General features: G+C 36.6%; 18 protein-coding genes. 14 read left to right on the top strand and 4 right to left on the bottom strand.

Annotated elements, in window-relative coordinates; translation table 11 throughout:
• Position 1 precedes the first annotated feature (1 nt).
• From lolA to cysQ, 5 genes are all read left to right on the top strand, one after another.
• Positions 2 to 652: an outer membrane lipoprotein periplasmic chaperone LolA gene (lolA, locus tag OOL07_RS01475; protein WP_264694462.1), complete on the top strand. Its 651-nt coding sequence runs from the start codon at positions 2 to 4 to the stop codon at positions 650 to 652.
• A gap of 67 nt (positions 653 to 719) precedes the next feature.
• Positions 720 to 962, top strand: coding sequence for a membrane protein insertion efficiency factor YidD (gene yidD, locus OOL07_RS01480; RefSeq protein ID WP_264696304.1), 243 nt, complete (start codon positions 720 to 722; stop codon positions 960 to 962).
• Between the two features lie 5 nt (positions 963 to 967).
• Positions 968 to 1,792: a M23 family metallopeptidase gene (locus OOL07_RS01485; RefSeq protein WP_264694463.1), complete on the top strand. Its 825-nt coding sequence runs from the start codon at positions 968 to 970 to the stop codon at positions 1,790 to 1,792.
• A 23-nt stretch (positions 1,793 to 1,815) separates the two neighbouring features.
• On the top strand, positions 1,816 to 2,370 hold the full coding sequence (gene nudE, locus OOL07_RS01490; protein ID WP_413774117.1) for an ADP compounds hydrolase NudE: 555 nt from the start codon (positions 1,816 to 1,818) through the stop codon (positions 2,368 to 2,370).
• Between the two features lie 9 nt (positions 2,371 to 2,379).
• Positions 2,380 to 3,219, top strand: coding sequence for a 3'(2'),5'-bisphosphate nucleotidase CysQ (gene cysQ / locus OOL07_RS01495; protein ID WP_264694465.1), 840 nt, complete (start codon positions 2,380 to 2,382; stop codon positions 3,217 to 3,219).
• A gap of 4 nt (positions 3,220 to 3,223) precedes the next feature.
• Here the strand turns inward: cysQ and OOL07_RS01500 are convergent, their stop codons facing one another.
• Together OOL07_RS01500 and OOL07_RS01505 are read right to left on the bottom strand one after the other, a co-directional pair.
• Entirely contained in the window at positions 3,224 to 4,627 is a 1,404-nt protein-coding gene (locus tag OOL07_RS01500) for an OprO/OprP family phosphate-selective porin (RefSeq protein WP_264694466.1), read from the bottom strand.
• A gap of 117 nt (positions 4,628 to 4,744) precedes the next feature.
• On the bottom strand, positions 4,745 to 6,121 hold the full coding sequence (locus OOL07_RS01505; RefSeq protein WP_264694467.1) for an OprO/OprP family phosphate-selective porin: 1,377 nt from the start codon (positions 6,119 to 6,121) through the stop codon (positions 4,745 to 4,747).
• Between the two features lie 121 nt (positions 6,122 to 6,242).
• Here OOL07_RS01505 and OOL07_RS01510 point away from each other — a divergent pair, with 121 nt between their 5' ends.
• From OOL07_RS01510 to OOL07_RS01535, 6 genes are all read left to right on the top strand, one after another.
• Entirely contained in the window at positions 6,243 to 7,223 is a 981-nt protein-coding gene (locus OOL07_RS01510; RefSeq protein WP_264694468.1) for a PstS family phosphate ABC transporter substrate-binding protein, read from the top strand.
• A 69-nt stretch (positions 7,224 to 7,292) separates the two neighbouring features.
• A complete protein-coding gene (locus OOL07_RS01515) occupies positions 7,293 to 9,548 on the top strand; it encodes an ABC transporter permease subunit (RefSeq protein WP_264694469.1) in 2,256 nt (751 codons plus the stop codon).
• Between the two features lie 11 nt (positions 9,549 to 9,559).
• Positions 9,560 to 11,221 (top strand): phosphate ABC transporter permease PstA, encoded by a 1,662-nt coding sequence (pstA, locus tag OOL07_RS01520; RefSeq protein WP_264694470.1) that lies wholly within the window; start codon positions 9,560 to 9,562, stop codon positions 11,219 to 11,221.
• Positions 11,222 to 11,240: 19 nt separating this feature from the next.
• The gene (pstB, locus tag OOL07_RS01525) at positions 11,241 to 12,098 is read left to right on the top strand and encodes a phosphate ABC transporter ATP-binding protein PstB (RefSeq protein ID WP_264694472.1); all 858 of its coding nucleotides are present in this window, start codon (positions 11,241 to 11,243) and stop codon (positions 12,096 to 12,098) included.
• A gap of 19 nt (positions 12,099 to 12,117) precedes the next feature.
• Positions 12,118 to 12,831 (top strand): phosphate signaling complex protein PhoU, encoded by a 714-nt coding sequence (phoU, locus tag OOL07_RS01530; RefSeq protein ID WP_264694474.1) that lies wholly within the window; start codon positions 12,118 to 12,120, stop codon positions 12,829 to 12,831.
• 21 nt (positions 12,832 to 12,852) lie between these two features.
• On the top strand, positions 12,853 to 14,280 hold the full coding sequence (locus OOL07_RS01535; RefSeq protein ID WP_264694476.1) for a sulfatase-like hydrolase/transferase: 1,428 nt from the start codon (positions 12,853 to 12,855) through the stop codon (positions 14,278 to 14,280).
• On the opposite strand, the gene OOL07_RS01540 is transcribed toward OOL07_RS01535, so the two are convergent.
• Positions 14,277 to 14,576, bottom strand: coding sequence for a YciI family protein (locus tag OOL07_RS01540; RefSeq protein WP_264694478.1), 300 nt, complete (start codon positions 14,574 to 14,576; stop codon positions 14,277 to 14,279). The two genes, OOL07_RS01535 and OOL07_RS01540, sit on opposite strands and share 4 nt — an antisense overlap.
• A 3-nt stretch (positions 14,577 to 14,579) precedes the next feature.
• Positions 14,580 to 15,194 (bottom strand): septation protein A, encoded by a 615-nt coding sequence (locus tag OOL07_RS01545; RefSeq protein WP_264694480.1) that lies wholly within the window; start codon positions 15,192 to 15,194, stop codon positions 14,580 to 14,582.
• A 73-nt stretch (positions 15,195 to 15,267) separates the two neighbouring features.
• Here OOL07_RS01545 and OOL07_RS01550 point away from each other — a divergent pair, with 73 nt between their 5' ends.
• From OOL07_RS01550 to OOL07_RS01560, 3 genes are all read left to right on the top strand, one after another.
• Entirely contained in the window at positions 15,268 to 16,098 is an 831-nt protein-coding gene (locus tag OOL07_RS01550) for a PHP domain-containing protein (RefSeq protein WP_264694482.1), read from the top strand.
• A 22-nt stretch (positions 16,099 to 16,120) separates the two neighbouring features.
• Positions 16,121 to 16,804, top strand: coding sequence for a lysophospholipid acyltransferase family protein (locus OOL07_RS01555; RefSeq protein ID WP_264694484.1), 684 nt, complete (start codon positions 16,121 to 16,123; stop codon positions 16,802 to 16,804).
• Positions 16,805 to 16,902: 98 nt separating this feature from the next.
• Positions 16,903 to 17,874: a hypothetical protein gene (locus OOL07_RS01560; RefSeq protein ID WP_264694487.1), complete on the top strand. Its 972-nt coding sequence runs from the start codon at positions 16,903 to 16,905 to the stop codon at positions 17,872 to 17,874.
• The last annotated feature ends 9 nt before the right edge of the window (positions 17,875 to 17,883 follow it).

The following is a 17,883-nucleotide window of genomic DNA, read 5'->3' on the forward strand; positions in this document are numbered from 1 at the left end:
AATGCATATTAAAAAATTACAGTTATCTAAGCAAAATCTAGTTATTATTTTGCTTATTGGCATAACTATGCTGCCTATTAGGGCGATGGCTGCAGATCCAAAAAGAAACTTAGAATCTTTTTTAACAAAAACCCAAACCCTTGTTGCAGAATTCAATCAAACTGTATTAAATGAGGAAGAGGAGGTTATAGAAAAAAGCCAAGGAGTTTTTTCTCTACAACGACCAGGAAAATTCCGTTGGGATTATAAAGAACCATCTACACAGCTTATCATAGCAGATGGAAGTAAAATTTGGTTTTACGATAGAGAGTTAGAACAAGTCACCGTAAAAAGTCTAAATCAAGCTTTAGGAGATGCACCTGCGCTTTTACTGGCAGGAAATGAATTACCAGAAAATGAATATCAAGTTAATGCGCTTCCTTCTGAAGATAATCTAGCTTGGATAGAGATCATTCCTCAAAATCAAGAAAGTGCCTTTAAGCGGTTATTATTAGGATTTCAAAGAAAAAATTTACGGGAAATGAAGCTCTATGATAACTTAAACCAAGTGACTCAACTCTATTTTTATAATATAAAAATAGGTCTCTCATTCGAGGATGGTACATTTAGCTTTACTCCTCCAGAAGAAGCAGATGTAATTTATGACGAGTAAAAATTTTTTTAAGCTAGAAAATAGATTATCTCTAATTCTACTATTCATATTGCAACCCTAGATAGTGATAAAAAGAATTTTACTAGTCCTAATTAATATCTATCGGTATGCAATTAGCCCTTTTATTGGTAATCATTGTCGATACTACCCTTCTTGCTCTGAATATACTCTAGAGGCAATTCTACGCTACGGTGGGTTTTATGGAAGCTGGCTAGGGTTAAAACGTATTTTACGCTGCCACCCCTTTCATCCAGGTGGTCTTGATCCGGTACCTGATGTAAAAAAATATCCATTTTCTTCTCATGAGTAAAAATAGTGTTTTCTCACTTACTTAGAATATTTTTAATTTGGGGGTTATCACTCCAACTAGGATGGGCAGTTGAGTTAAAAGGATCTTTAACCCAAGGGGGGCTGATAATAGGGCACACAGAGTCTAATGCACAAGTATTTCTTGATAATCAACCCATACAAATATCAGAAAATGGGCTATTTCTACTTGGATTTGGTCGTGATGCAAAGCAAGATATAGTACTTAAAATAATTTTACCTGACGGTACAAAAGAAATTAAAAAGCTTAATATTATCCAGCGAGAATATAAGATTCAGCGAATTAATGGAATTTCTGAAAGCAAAGTAACCCCCAATAATAATCATCTCTCCCGCATTCAAGAAGAGGCAGCACTTGTAAGAAAAGCAAGAACAACCAATGACCATCGTACTGATTTTTTAACTGGATTTATTTGGCCTGCCAAAGGATCTATTACCGGTGTTTATGGTAGTCAGAGAATTTTAAACGGTAAACCTAAAACACCCCACTATGGAGTAGATATTGCTGCTCCTGCAGGTACTTTAGTAAAGGCACCTGCAGCTGGGATAGTCACTCTAGCTCATCCGAATATGTTTCTATCCGGAGGAACACTTATTCTTGATCATGGCTATGGATTATCTTCTGCATTTTTGCATTTACAGCAGATCTTAGTAAAAAAAGGAAATCGGATAGAACAGGGTGCACCTATTGCTAAAATAGGTACTACAGGGAGAGTTACGGGAGCTCATTTAGACTGGAGAATTAACTTATTTCAAACCCGTCTTGACCCGCAGTTTTTAGTTCCACCTATGGGGGAAATAAATAAAAAATAAATTTTCTTTTTGTGAAAAATAATGTGGTAAATAAAAATCGACCCGATCCAAAAATAATAACTACTGAGACCATCGCTAAAACAAGGCTTTTTCACGTAGAGCGTGTTAATTTGCATTTTTCAAATGGAGTAGAAACTTATTATGAGCGACTTAAAGGCAGTCCTCGTAGTGCCGTTTTAATTGTTCCTATGTTGGATCGAAAAACCGTATTACTCATTCGAGAATACGCAGTAGGTACTGAACGCTATGAACTTGCCTTACCCAAAGGGCATGTTGAAGCAGAAGAAGATTTACTCGCTGCAGCAAACCGAGAAATTATGGAAGAAGTAGGCTATGGTGCTCACCGACTTACTTATTTAACTTCTTTTACTTTAGCCCCTGGTTATATGAGCCATCATATTCACGTAGTTTTAGCAGAAGATTTATACGAAGAGCACCGTGATGGAGATGAACCTGAAGAAATTGAAGTAGTTCCTTGGAAATTATCAAAATTAACTGATTTGATTGAAAGGCAAGATTGTACTGAAGCACGTAGTATTGCAGCCTTGTTTATGATTAAAGAAAGATTCAATAAATAATAAATTATTATGCTTTTAAATATACCAAGTACACCTATTGAATTAATGGATTCAATTATTGATATTAGTAAATCAGCCGGCGAAAAAATCCTTACTATTTATCGTAAAGGATTTACGGTAGCCCATAAAGAAGATTACTCTCCACTCACAGAAGCAGATCTTGCAGCACATAAAACGATCGTTCAAGGATTAGAAGCCCTAACACAGATGATACCTATCTTATCTGAAGAATCTAAAGAAATACCTTTTTCAGAGCGTTCTACTTGGCAAAGATATTGGCTAGTTGATCCCTTAGATGGCACTAAAGAGTTTATTAAAGGTAGTGGAGAATTTACCGTCAATATTGCTTTAATAGAAAATAATCAGCCTATTTTAGGAGTAGTGTATGCACCTGCATTAGATCAATTATATTATGCAGCAAAAGGGTGTGGTGCTTTTCAGAGAAAAAAAGGAAAAATAACTAGATTAAAAACTAAATCTAGGGTTCATGGAGTTCCTGTACAAGTGGCAGGAAGTCGTTCCCATACTGATAAATATTTAGAAGTTTTTCTTCAAGACATTAAAGAACACCACCTTGTTGCTATGGGTAGCTCTTTAAAGTTTTGCTTAGTTGCTGAAGGAAAGGCTGACATTTATCCACGATTTGGATTAACTTCTGAGTGGGATACTGGAGCTGCCCAATGTATTGTAGAAGAATCAGGGGGGGCAGTCATTGATCTAAAAGGAGAAGTGTTACGCTATAACATAAAAGATTCTTTGCTTAATCCTTATTTTTTAACTGTTGCAGCGGATATTAGTTATTGGCAGCAATTTATCCCAGATGATCTGAAAAATAATAACAGTATATAAATTTTCAAAAATCTACTTGTGCTCGAAACTCTAAAATACTGGGATGAAGTCCATTAAACTTAGCAATCGCTGGGTTAGTTTCAGGTGCAACTTCATTCACCACATAACCATAGTCTGCCATGAGTTTAATGTGAGGGTTTAAATGCCAGTTCAGTCCAATTTCTACCATTTGGGTATCACCGCCATGTACGTGGGGTGTATTCATGCTTAACTGATCCCAGCGTATTGCTACTTCCCATGCCCCCCAGCCACCATAACCAACGTCTCTTTTGGGTTCTACACGAGTAAACGCACCAATTTTTTGATCATAAGCCCGAGACTCTCCTGTAAAAAAATAACTAAAAGTACCATAATAACCCGCCAACACATCAGCATTAGAGTAACCTATGCCAGCTAAACGAGCCTGCATATATTCTCCCTGAAAAGAAAACGGCCCTGAAACTACAGATAATTCAGCCCCAAGCCGTATTACATTTTCTAGGGCTCTATCACCTGCCGTTAGTGGTCCCGTATTTGTCCATGGGGTACGATCTACATTTCCAAAGGGCTGTGAAGAATAGGTAAGAGGGGGGTTTGCCAGCAGACCGGCAGGATTGACTCTATTTCTTACCCAAGTGGAACTACCTGATATTCCTAAGTGAAGTAGTTGAGTTGAATTATAGTAAATAGGAAGACCAGTAATTCGTCCACCAACTTGGTAGCGAGTATCTTCAAAGATTCCAATCCCTAAGCCTGTATTTTGAGTCTGGAGTGCTGCTCGGGTAGTCCATCGAGTGTCATGGGCATCTATACTAATACCTAATTTATAAGGATTAGGATTTTCAATAAAAGCATTAGCAAATAAAGGTCGTTCAATAAACTCTAAGTAACGATCACTAGTAGAGCTAATTAAAGTAAGAGGTTCTTTAATTTGTCCAATTTTAAAAGTAACCGGATCTAGATGAGTGTAGCTTACCCAAGATTCAGTAATATTTGCAATAGCAAGCTGATTGACTGTGCGGACAAAGTCATATTCAAATTTATAGCCAAAATCCCTGTATAAAACCCCATCTAAACGAATACGGGTTCGACGAGGAGCAGCACCATTTTTAATGGCAGGATCGGAAGCATTCCCAGTGTTAAAATTAATCTGCCCACCCCCCTGTTCAAATCCACCAATAGTGAGCCGCCAGTAGCCATCATTGGTTTTTATCTCCCAACCTGTTTTACTTAACCCCATGGTTAGGTTGCTTTCATTGCTAGTTTTTTCTTGCCTATCTTTTATTTTTTCTTTTCTAGTAAGTGGCTTAAGATCCAAAATTTTATTGCTTTTATTTTCTTCACCATATGCAGCAGATAATAATGAGCTGCTAAAAATTATTTTATAAATCAAAATATTACTAATTTTTAATGTGCGCTTATTGCTCATAAGAAGCAGTTCCTAAGTTAATTTCCGGGCATACTAACCGGATAATTTAGAAAAGTAAAGAAATAAGATAGATGATGGGGTAGAAGTAAGTAGTCTACTGTTTTTCGAGTAGAAGTTTTAAAAATTCAACTGTGCACGCATCATAAATATATCCGCATTAAATTTTTTATTAGATCGCCCTGATAGATTGTAACTATTTGCTATAGCGTGCACATAGTTTGCTCTAAGCAAGGTATTATGTGTTGTCCACCAATTTATCCCAAACGTAAAATTATTTTCTTCCCCACCATGTACTCCTCGGCTATTTAAATTGATGGCACTATAGCGAGCAGCAATTTCCCAAGCACCCCAACCGTCTTGATCCATAGGGTGATTAAGATTAGTTTGTCCATAAATTCCTTTGCGAGGAATATAATTACGACTTTCTCCTGTTAAGAAATAGCCTGCTTGGGCGTACCAACCATTAAAGTTTAATTGAGATAAACTACGTTTACGCTCAATTTGGGTATAAAAATATTCACTCTGGGCATGAAAAGCTCCCCACACAGTAGATAATTCACCTTGTAACAATAGGGTATTCTGTGCTCCTAGTAGTAAATTTGTCCCAATAAAATTAGGAGACAAATGAGATTCTGGACTCACTGAAAAATCAAGACTAGGACTTTTAGTAAAATTACGGTAATAAGTGGAACTACCTATGTGAATGACCTGACCAGGCTCTGCAATAGGAGCAAAGGTAACCCTTCCTGAAGTACCCCAATTTTCTGTAGATTGCCCAATATTAGAAAAACCAGCACCATAAAAACCAGTTTGTGCAGTCCAGTGTGTCCCTTGTTCTCCTGAAGCCTCTAATACCAAACCTAAGCGACGTCGACCAATAGCTTCATTGTTAATCAGTGAGTTTGCAAGAGATCGATCTTGGAAGGTAGTCCAGTTACTCCCTACCATAGATTCCATGCTTACTGGTACTTTTTGATAGCCGAAAATAAGATTTACAGGCTGAAACCCGGTAAATTTAAAAAACCCATAAGTAAGCACTGGATTATTAATCCCAAAATCATTGGTAAAATCATTACCGCCAAAATCAGCTTCAAATCGATAATCCCAAACTTTATATAAAGTGCCTGTCACATTTAATCTTAATCGTCGTAGATCTCCTCGAGTTGTGTCCAAATTCTGGACTCCACTTAAAGAAGTAAAATCTATTTGAACTCTTCCTCCTAAATCTAAAATGAAATTACCATCAGCTGATTTTGCTCTAAAACCGCCATTATCTATTTCAGTAGTAATAGGGTGGAAATTTTCCGCTGTTTTTTCTTGTTTTTTTTGCTGAAATCTTTCTTTGCCATTAGCCTTATTAGTTTTTTTTTGAGTGTTGATTACTTTTTTTGAAGATATATCAAGTATCCCAGCATGAGTAAAAATAGTGGCAAATTGAGCTACTATCCCTAAAAAAGCGATACAGATAAAATGGTTTTTTATTTGAATATACAAAATATTTTCTTTTCTCTTATAAGTGCAATTGTGCTAAGAATATGTTACTAATAAGCAAAATTTACTTTATATAAACATAGTTTAGAATAGCCAAAAAAAAACATAAATTTTTCCCACAAATATGAGACAAAGCTTATATCTAGCTATAGGGTTGTTTTTATATGTATTTCTTAGTACAGACTTGTTTGCTGAGCAGATACAATTGGATCCTCAATTAAAAGGATATATAAAATCGAGTGGAATCACGGGTAACTTATCCTCGATTGGATCAGATACCTTAGCAGGGCTAATGGCGTTTTGGGCTGAAAAATTTAAAGAATACTATCCTGGTGTGAATGTTCAATCTCAAATTCCTGGATCTTCAGCAGCCCCTCCTGCACTCATTGAAAGTACCGCTAATTTTGGACCCATGAGTCGTAAAATGAAAGAAGGAGAAATATCTGCCTTCAAAGAGAAATATGGCTACGATCCACTTATGATTCGAGTTGCTATAGATGCTATGGCAGTCTATGTCAATAAGGATAACCCTATTAGAAGAATGACTCTAGATCAAGTAGATGCTATATTTTCAGCGACACGTAAATGTGGTTATCCTAAGAATATTACTCATTGGGAACAAATTGGGCTTACAAATAAATGGGCAACCCGAGGTATTCAGCTTTTTGGAAGAAATTCAGCCTCTGGTACTTATGGTTATTTTAAAGAAGAAGTACTTTGTGGAGGGGATTTTAAGAATGAAGTTAATGAACAGCCAGGATCAGGATCAGTAGTTCAGGGAGTTTCTGCCTCTCTTAATGGAATTGGCTATTCAGGGATCGGCTATAACTCTATAGGTGTGCATCCTGTTGCGTTAGCAGTACATACAGGTGCCCCCTTCATAGCAGCTACTTCAGAAAATGCGATCACAGGTCAATATCCCTTAGCCAGATTTCTCTATATTTATGTAAATAAACCTCCTCACCAGAATTTACCTCCATTAGAGGCAGAATTTCTTAAAATGATTTTATCAAAAACAGGGCAGCAACTTGTTACTAAAGGGGGATACACTCCTTTAAATAGCATTATTATTGACCAAGAGCTTACTAAGCTAAATACAGAATAATAGAGATTAGTTTTAACAAAACTAGAGATAATTATTCAATTACATAAATTTAATATTCACCCTTAAGCGATGATATCTAATTCAAGGGATAAAGCACATCTTATTCCTCCTTCATTTACTACAAAGTTTAGTCGCTGGCGTATCTTTAAAGATAAACTAGCACGTTACTATATTGTTTTTGGCGGTATTAGCATTATTGTTATAGTAACCCTTATTTTCTTTTATCTGCTCTATATAGTTACTCCTTTATTTTATGCACCGCAGATAAAATTTAAAGAAGTGCACCTTGATTATCCTCAGACCATCTCTTATCTAGGAATGAGTGAAGATAATGCCATCGGACTTCAATTAAATAATCAGGGGCAAGGAGCCTTCTTTTCTATTAAAAATGAGGAAATCCTTAAAAAAATTCAGATTCCTGCTCCTAAGAATATAGAAATTAAGATAACCAGTTTCGCTGCAAGTCATACAAGCAAAATAAGCATTTATGGATTATCTAATGGTAAAGGAATTATTTTTTATCCCAATTATACTACCATCGATGCAGATAGTAATAACACACCTGAAATTACCTATCCCTTAGGTCCCGTCCCTATTCAAATTGATCCTGAATACCGATCTCTCAATTTAGTAGATATCCAAGCTGATAAAGAACAAGTTATCGTTGCTGCAGTTACCGAAGATAGCCGGCTTGTTTTAACTTATTTCTCTCAGCACTTAAATGGGCTGGATCGAGCCCCTACAGGGGTAACTACAGTTATTGATTTAAACCCATTAATTGTGACCCATATTATTATAAATTCCCTTCAGCAAGTGCTATATCTAGCGGATTCTCAAGGTTATTTAAATATCTATCAAATTAAAGAATGGGAAAATCCTCAACTTATTCAAAGAGTAAGAGCTGTTCCAGAAGATTCTAAAATTACTGCATTCGCATCTTTGGCTGGAGAGATCTCTTTCCTAGTTGGCGATTCTTTAGGTCAAATTAGCCAATGGTTTCCCGTAAAAAATAACGATAACCAACCAGTACTCTCTAAAATTAGAGTATTTAATGATCAACATGCACCTATTCAGGCAATTATTTCTGCATATAAACGCAAAGTGTTTTTTACAATAGATACTCAAGGTTACATTGGTTTGTACCATGCAACAGGGCATAAAACACTTAAAGTAATACAGATTACCCATCTTCCTTTAAAATCAGCCCACCTTTCTTTAAAGGGAGATAGGCTATTAGCTGCTGATTCTAAAAATAGGATTTTCTTCTTAGATATAGATAACCCATATCCAGAGTTTTCTTGGCAAAGCTTATGGGGCAAAATCTGGTATGAAGATAGGCAAGCACCCGAGTTTATTTGGCAGTCTTCATCAACTAGCAATATTTTTGAACCAAAATTTAGCCTAACCCCTCTTTTATTTGGTACATTTAAGGCTGTTTTCTATGCCATGATTTTTTCTATTCCCATTGCAATTATGGCAGCCATTTATGTGGCCTATTTTATGGGTGCTAAAATGCGTAGAGCTATTAAGCCTGCTATTGAAACTATGGCAGCACTACCTACAGTAATCTTAGGGCTTGTTGCGGGAATATGGCTAGCTCCTATAGTAGAGGAGAATTTACTTAGTCTATTTATTTTTCCTTTATTACTAGTCATTACTATACTTATTTTTGCTTATTATTGGCAATATAGATTCACCTGGTTACCACAATGGATTCAGAATGGCTGGGAAATATTTTTTCTAGTTCCTATTATAGTAGGAGTAGGGTTTTTAGCACTATCGCTTAATAAACCATTAGAGACAATTCTATTTAATGGGGACATATCTCAGTGGATTTCTAGTCATTTTGGAATTCTCTATAATCAACGTAATGCACTGATTATTGGAATTGCTATGGGATTTACTACGATTCCGCTTATTTTTTCTATTTCTGAAGATGCAATTTTCAGTGTACCTAAACATTTAACTACTGGTTCTTTAGCACTGGGAGCAACTCCTTGGCAAACCCTCATTCGAGTCGTATTACTTACTGCTAGTCCTGGAATTTTCTCTGCAATTATGATTGGTTTTGGTCGTACCATAGGGGAGACAATGATTGTGCTTATGGCAGCTGGAAATACGCCAATTATGGATTTCAATCCTTTTCAAGGAATGCGTACACTTTCTGCTAATATTGCCGTGGAGATTCCAGAGGCTGAAGTAGGCAGTATCCACTATCGTATTCTTTTTCTTGCAGCACTACTTTTATTTATCATTACTTTTACTTTTAATACGCTTGCTGAGATTGTTCGTCAGAAATTAAGGGCAAGATATAGTACTTTATAGGTATATGATATATGAAAACATGGTTTAAATCTGGTAGTCCGTGGATTTGGCTTGCAGCAGGTGCGGTTAGCATCAGCGTAGTAATGATATTGGGGCTAATCACTTTGCTTTTTATAAATAGTATAGGAAATTTTTGGCCTAAAAAGGTAGTAGAAATTAGCTATATTCAGGAAAACGGAGAAGCAATCCGATATATTGGAGAAATCATCAATCAAACACAAGACAATTTAGATCAATCAGAGAATATAGGGATTTCAATATTTAATGAAACAGATGTAAACACTAGAGAGTTACTTAACTTAGGAAATCGGGATTTTTTTAACCGCGATTTTGTTTGGATTTCAAATAATAAAATTAAAGATCAGAGTTACCCCAAAGATTTAGTTGCAATAGAGCGTCAAGAATGGGGAAATGCTTATGGTTATGTTAAAGCCATTAAAGAGCATGGGAAAATTATTGCAGAAATAAAAGAAACCAATAAACTATGGAGTGTCCTTCAGGAAAAATTAGCCAGATCCCATATACTTACTGATCAAGTTGTCCATATAAAAAAACATGAAATTAATATTATTAATAGCCGCTTAGAAACACTGAGACTCTATCGTAGGAAGCTTCAAATCCAAGGAGCTATTGATAAAGCGATCTATAGTGAAATTGAAGTGAAATCCCAAGATCTCCAGCGGAAATATCAAGAGGTAGAAAAGAAATTAAATAACCTCTACCAAAAAAATAAGCGAGATGAATTAATACTTGAAATTGCCGATGGGCAACTGATTAATATTCCGCTCTCAAAAATTATTCATCTGTATCATCCTAATCAAATGGGAATAGGGCAGAGAGTTAACTATTCGCTCCAAAAGATTTACGATTTTATTGCTAAAGATCCACGAGAAGCAAACACTGAAGGTGGCGTATTTCCTGCTATTTTTGGCACCATAGCAATGGCACTTATTATGTCTATTTTAGTAACTCCTTTTGGAGTACTTGCTGCCATTTACTTACATGAATATGCAACACAGGGTCTACTGGTACGTATTGTACGGATCGCTGTGAATAATCTAGCAGGGGTTCCTTCTATTGTTTATGGAATATTTGGGCTTGGGTTTTTTGTTTATTTTTTAGGTGGAAATATTGATCAATGGTTTTTTCCTGAGGCATTACCCGCACCTACCTTTGGTACCCCTGGGTTACTTTGGGCTTCTTTAACCTTAGCGATTTTAACCGTACCTGTAGTCATTGTCACTACGGAAGAAGGGTTATCAAGAATACCTCGCTCAATTCGAGAAGGAAGTTTAGCACTAGGAGCCACTCAGGCAGAAACTCTATGGCGTACTGTGTTGCCTATGGCTGCCCCAGCTATGATTACAGGGCTTATTCTTGCAGTTGCAAGGGCCGCTGGAGAGGTCGCACCGCTTATGCTTGTTGGTGTAGTAAGCTTTGCACCAACTTTACCTCTAGATGAAGAGTTTCCTTTTATCCATCTTAATCGTGAATTTATGCACCTAGGATTTCATATTTATGATGTAGGCTTTCAAAGTCCAAATATAGATGCAGTACAACCCCTTGTATATGCTACTGCTTTTCTATTAGTGCTCATTATTGTAGGGTTAAACTTGACTGCAATTATTATACGTAACCGGTTACGTGAGCGATATCATACAGCAGAGACTTGAGTTAAGTAAACTGATCATTATGAATATAAAAGAAAATTCCTCAGAATTTCATCAATATAAAAATAAAATTGATCCTACTTTAATTGGCCAAAGTGCTATTAAACGGTTAAGCCTTGTAAAAGAAAAACCTTGCTTGCGCGTTGAATCATTTAATCTCTATTATAGAGATACTCATGCACTTAAAGAAATTAATATGACTCTCCCCGAACAGAGAGTAACTGCATTTATTGGTCCTAGTGGGTGTGGAAAATCTACGTTACTACGATGTTTTAATCGAATGAACGATTTAATACAAGGGGTACGTATTGAAGGCAGGGTATCGCTCCATGGTCAAGATATTTATGATAAAACCATTAATGTTGCAGATTTACGTCGCCAAGTAGGGATGGTCTTTCAGAAACCTAACCCCTTTCCAAAATCTATCTATGAAAATGTAGCCTATGGGTTACGACTGCAAGGAATAAAAAAACAAAAGCTCCTAGATGAAGTGGTAGAAAAATCTCTTATCAGTGCTGCATTATGGGATGAAGTTAAAGATCGGATCCATGATAATGCCATGGGGCTTTCAGGAGGGCAACAGCAGCGATTAGTAATTGCCAGAGCAATTGCTATAGAACCAGAAGTGCTGTTATTAGATGAGCCTGCTTCTGCCTTGGATCCAATTTCCACCTTAAAGATTGAGGAGCTCATTTTTAAATTAAAAAGTGAATATACTATTGTAATTGTTACCCATAGCATGCAACAGGCAGCTAGAGTATCGGATTACACTGCTTTTTTATACCTTGGTGAATTAGTAGAATTTAGTGATACAGGTACCCTATTTACAAACCCTAAAAAAAAGCAAACTGAAGATTACATCACAGGCCGCTATGGATAATAACAAGTAAGGAGAATTTATGCCCTATATCACCTCTCCCCATACCTCTAGACAATATGATAGAGAGTTAGAGGGTATTCGTACTCGAGTATTGTTAATGGGACAATTTGTCGCTCAACAGGTATCAGAATCGGTTGAATCTTTAGTCAAGGGGGATGCAGAGCAAGCTAGGAAAGTGATTAGTAACGAATATCAAGTAGATGCTATGGATATCTCTATTGATGAGGAGTGCACTCAGATTCTTGCCTGCCGTCAGCCCGCAGCTAGTGATTTACGCCTTGTCATTGCAGTTATTAAAATAATTGCCGATTTAGAACGAATTGGAGATGGAGCAGAGCGTGTTAGCCGTGCAGCAATTCGATCCTCAAAATGGGATACCCCCTCCAATATTTATGAATCCATAAAATCCTTAGCAAACTATACCCTAGCTATGCTTTATGATTCTTTGGAAGCTTTTAAAAAAATGGATATGGAAATGGCACTTGAAGTAGCTACTAAAGATCCTCAAGTGGATGCCCAATATGAAGGGATTCTCCGCCAGCTAATTACTTATATGATCGAGGATCCAAGAAATATTTCTTGGGCAGTAGAACTGCTTTGGGTAGGGAGAGCTTTAGAGCGAATTGGCGATCATGTGCGCAATATTTGCGAATATGTGATTTACCTTGTGAAAGGTAAGGACGTACGCCATGCTGGATTAGAAGATATAGAGCAAATTGTCTACGATAAATAATATGATATTAATAGGGAGTTAGTGATTAATCCTCAAAAGAAGCATATTAATTATCTACCCCATATTTCTTCTATTTTATTTACTATTGGGCTCATTATTGTTCCAAATTTTTTATTTTGGGGTATTTCGCTTAAATTCCATGTAGCCCGACCTATTTTTAATTTAGATTATTTTATTGCAGGGGCTCTATTTGCTACTCGTTTCAAACCCATTGCTTATTTATTTTTTGCTACTGCACTTTCCTTTGATTTTCTTGCCATAGGCGGCTTAATTTTTCCGTTTGTTCGGATTCAAGATATTAACTATTTGTTGAGTATGCTGCCCTATGCTGCACTTATTTGGCAGTTGAGTGCTGTAGTCATACTATTTACTATTATTGGGTTTGTTTATCTATTTTTTAAATTTAGCCATAAGATAAAACCTGTTGTTGCACTTGCTGCACTACTTTTAAGTTTTACTGTTTACCAAGCCTATGCATTGCAACCTTCCTTTAGAGAAGCAGATGCATTTTATTCAACGAGCAATAAGATTATCGATAGCCAAGGGTATTTCTTTATTAGTACCCATCTCATTTCTTTCATAGATAATTTTTATGCTCCGGCAGATCCCTTATTTCAAGTTGGATTTAAAGGGCAAACTCATAATTGGGTAGAGACTTCTCCTAATTCCCTTAACAAAAAATTATTATTAATTATTGCCGAGTCTTGGGGTGTAATGAAAGACTCTCAAATTCAAAAAGCAATGATTGCCCCTTTGTTAAATCAATCTAATCAGTTTGACTGGTTAGAACAGGGAACTTTAGCCAGTAGATTTTCTACGGTTCGAGCCGAATTACAAGAGCTCTGTGGTTTAGATACCCATCACTATAATTTAAAACCTTTAATTCAAGGATTTAAAGATTGCCTTCCTTGGAAGCTTGCCAATCATGGCTACCAGACTATATCCATTCATGGTTCAACAGGGCTTATGTATGATCGACTCTATTGGTATCCACGGGCAGGTTTTGAAAAAAGCCACTTTAAAGAAACTAATGACTGGCAAACCCAATGTTATTCATTTCCTGGTATATGCGATCGGGAAATCATAAGTAACTATCTTTCTCATGTATTTGAAGATAATAAAAAACGCTTTGTCTATTATCTTACTTTAAATACCCATCCTCTTTATGATTTACGGGATCTCCATAAGGATATTTTTAACTGTGCTGTTTATAAAATTCCAGAAAAAAGCGAAACTTGTCGTATGGTAAAACTCCATACTCAATTTTTTGATGATTTAGCTCAAATTTTAGATAAAGATACCATGGCAGGTGTAGAAGTAATTATTATTGGGGATCATCAACCCAGAATTTTTGATTCTAAGGAATTTCAAAAATATCTTGAAGATGATAGGGTTTCCTGGATGCACTTTCGCATTAAGGATCAGAGCAAAGATAAATTTCAAATTTAAGGTAAAACATGTTTAAATGGTTTTACCATCACTTGCGTATAAACTCCTTCGAGCAAAAACGGATCTCCATTGGCCCAAGCTTGTGCTTCTTCTAAGGAAGAAAACTCTGCTACGATTAAGCTGCCCGTAAATCCTGATTCACCTGGATCTTCTGCATCAATCGCTGGGAAAGGTCCAGCTAATACTAAACGCCCCTCTTCTTTTAAGGTTTGAATTCGATCTAAATGAGCTGGTCGTATTTTTCGGCGAAGCTCAAGGCTAGACTCTCTGTCTTGCCCAACAATAGCATATAGCATAAATTACTCCTCTGATGGTTCAAGATATTTAGTTAAATAAAAAGCCTGCCCAACTACAAATAACATAGTTAGCCCTAACATTCCAAACAGTTTAAAATTTACCCAAGTAGATTCTGAAAAATGATAGGCTACATAAAGGTTAGCAGATCCTGAGATGAAGAAAAAAATTATCCAAGCAAGATTAAGCCGCTTCCAGATAGGAGAGGGTAAGGAAACAGCAGAACTCATCATTCGCTGAATCAATGGTTTTTTCATAAAAAATTGGCTGGCTAGAAAAGCAGTACCAAATAACCAATTGACTACCGTAGGTTTCCACTTAATAAAGGTAGGATCATGAAAAATCAAGGTGGCGCCGCCTAATACTACGAGTAATCCTAGAGTCACTAGATACATGGTTTCTACTCGACCATGTTTCAGAAAGTAAAGACCTACTTGTAATCCAGAGGCTAAAATAGCCACAACAGTAGCAATTAAAATAGCGTTTTCCGAATCACCTGGGGATAAATTTAAAAAAGGAATATGCTCTAATTTATCTAAAATTTCAGGAGGTAATTTATCATAGAGTTTATAGGCTCCAAAAAATAGCAATACTGGGAAAAAATCAAATAATAACTTCATCTATTCATCCTACAAGATATATATTCTGCTAATTATACGTATCTTATAAAACACACTCTAGCTAATCACCATTATGATTTACGATTTACATACCCACTCTACCGAATCTGACGGCACATTAACGCCATCTCAGCTCATAGAACACGCAGTACGCCAAGGGGTAAATACCCTTGCTTTAACAGATCATGATTGTACCGCAGGTTTGGCTAAGGCTCAGATCACTGCCAAAGACTTAGGTCTTAATCTCATTAATGGGGTTGAGATTTCAGTAACTTGGCATGATCATACTATTCACGTTCTAGGCTTAAACATTGATCCTGAAAACAAGCAACTCCAAGAAGGATTAAGTACTTTAAGATCATATCGAAATAAACGGGGTCATAAAATTGCCGATCATCTGGAGCAATCAGGCATTATCGGTGCTCTAGAAGGTGCATTAAAATATTCCCAAGGTAACACTTTAAGCCGGACTCACTTTGCTCGTTTTCTACTCGCACAAGGTTATGGTAAGAGTATTCAAGATATTTTTAACCACTATCTAGTACAGGGCAAGCCGGGTCATACAGTTGAACACTGGGCTTCCTTGGAACAGGTGCTCACTTTGATTCATGAAGCAGGGGGAGTTTCGGTAGTTGCTCATCCTGCCCGCTACAGATTAACTCGACCACAGCTTATCCAATTTCTTGAAGAATTTAAAGCACAAGGAGGGATGGGTTTAGAGGTGATTTCAGGTAGCCAGCCTTTAGATTCCACTGATTTTTTAGTAGATATAGCAAATAAACTTAACTTTGTAGGCTCCTGCGGTTCGGATTACCACGGCTCTCAAAATACTAAAAAAATTGACCTAGGGCGTATCCCTCCATTTCCTAAAAACTGCCAGCCCGTGTGGGAACTATGGCATTAAATATAAATTTAAAACAACAATAATGGTGAGTATTTGGTGGTTATTAAGTGTTTTAGGATTTCTTATTGCTTGGGGGATTATTTATGGGCTTCAAGCCTGTAAAAACGCAAATAGGGCAGATTGGGGCAGTATCCTATTAAACTATTTAGATGGCTTAAATCGGATCTATTGCCGTAAATTCCATAGGCTTAATCCTAAGCTACTTCCCTTACCTGAAACAGGGGGAGTCTTAATTGTCGCCAATCACATCTCGGGGCTAGATCCCCAGCTTTTAATTTCCGTTAGCACTCGCCCCCTGCGATTTCTAATTGCTAGAGAGGAATACGAAAGAAGAGGATTTCAATGGCTCTTTAAAGGAATGAAATGTATTCCAGTAGATCGGGAAACCAAGCCAGAAAAAGCCCTAAAAGCAGCACTATTAGCCCTTCAAGCAGGAGAGGTGATTGCTTTATTCCCCCAAGGTAAAATCCGTTTACCGAGCGATTCACCTGCTCCCTTAAAAAAAGGAGCGATTTGGCTAGCGACCCACACTCAAGTACCCATTTATCCTGTGCATATCAAAGGAGTAAAAGGACAAGGACAAGTCATGGGCGCCTTATTCCAAAGAAGTCAGGTTACTTTACATCACTATGACCCCATTTTTAGCCAATCTCTTTCTCCAGATCAGTGCTTGGCTCAAATATCTCAAGCTATTCAGGGAATATAAAATGCAGTACTGCCTAACACTGCGTTAAAGAGCTGATTAAATTAGCAAGCGAATACTAACCATTTATTTAATACTCTACCCTAGTTATCACTTTGAGTATGAGCCGGTCTGATATGCTTTTTGAACTTCCTTTTGTTCAAGATAAAAATCTTGGTACATTCAAAAATCAAGAAATAGATGCTCAATGCCGCTCTTCTAGTATCTTACAAAACACGATACGAAGTCAGCTTCCTGATATTGTCGATATTCTTTTAACGGATCGAACCACATCTACAACTAAAAAAAAGAAAAATATCATTTGGGCAAATGAAAATTATCTCCAATACAGTAAAAAAGACTATGCAGTAACGGCTCAAATAAGATTAGAGTTGATCACTGGTCCCATGAATCAAATCATTATCCCCCGTGCTTTGAAGTCACGTACACTTCAAAAAGAGCGCACAAAGTCAAAAGCAGAAATTTTTACCCCAACCCGGATCATAAAAAAACAAAATGACATCATTGAACAAAATTACCTTAATGATGATTTAGAAACTTATATCAAACGTACTTGGTTAGAAACTGCCTGTGGTGAAGCACCTTATATGGCAACACGCTACGATATGGAAACAGGGGAAATCATATCTCTTACAGATCGTGTTGGTTTTATGGATCGAAAATTACAGCGTATTAATGCTGAAGTTAATGATAAGACTCAATGGCAACAATGGGTTGAAAAAGCTTATAAAGCAAGCTATGGCTTTGAATGGAACGGTGATTCTCTTTTATTAGCACGAGAAAACTTACTCTACACCTATCATGATTATTATTTTGCTAAATGGCATGAAGAGCCAATCTACGATTTATATAAAAATATCGCGGAAATTATTAGCTATAACGTATTTCAGATGGATGGATTAAAGTACATTATCCCTCTTTCAGAAAAACGAGAAAAAATCACTCAGCAACAAATGAGTTTCTTCAATGACGAAGAATTAAAAGAACAATGGATCATAAAATCAGGGGAGAGAGTAAAAATTAAGAACTGGAACACAGGGAAAATGGAGTTTTTCGATCACAATATGAAATAACAAAATAAC

This window comes from Candidatus Nitrosacidococcus sp. I8 (genome assembly GCF_945836005.1).
GTDB lineage: Bacteria > Pseudomonadota > Gammaproteobacteria > Nitrosococcales > Nitrosococcaceae > Nitrosacidococcus.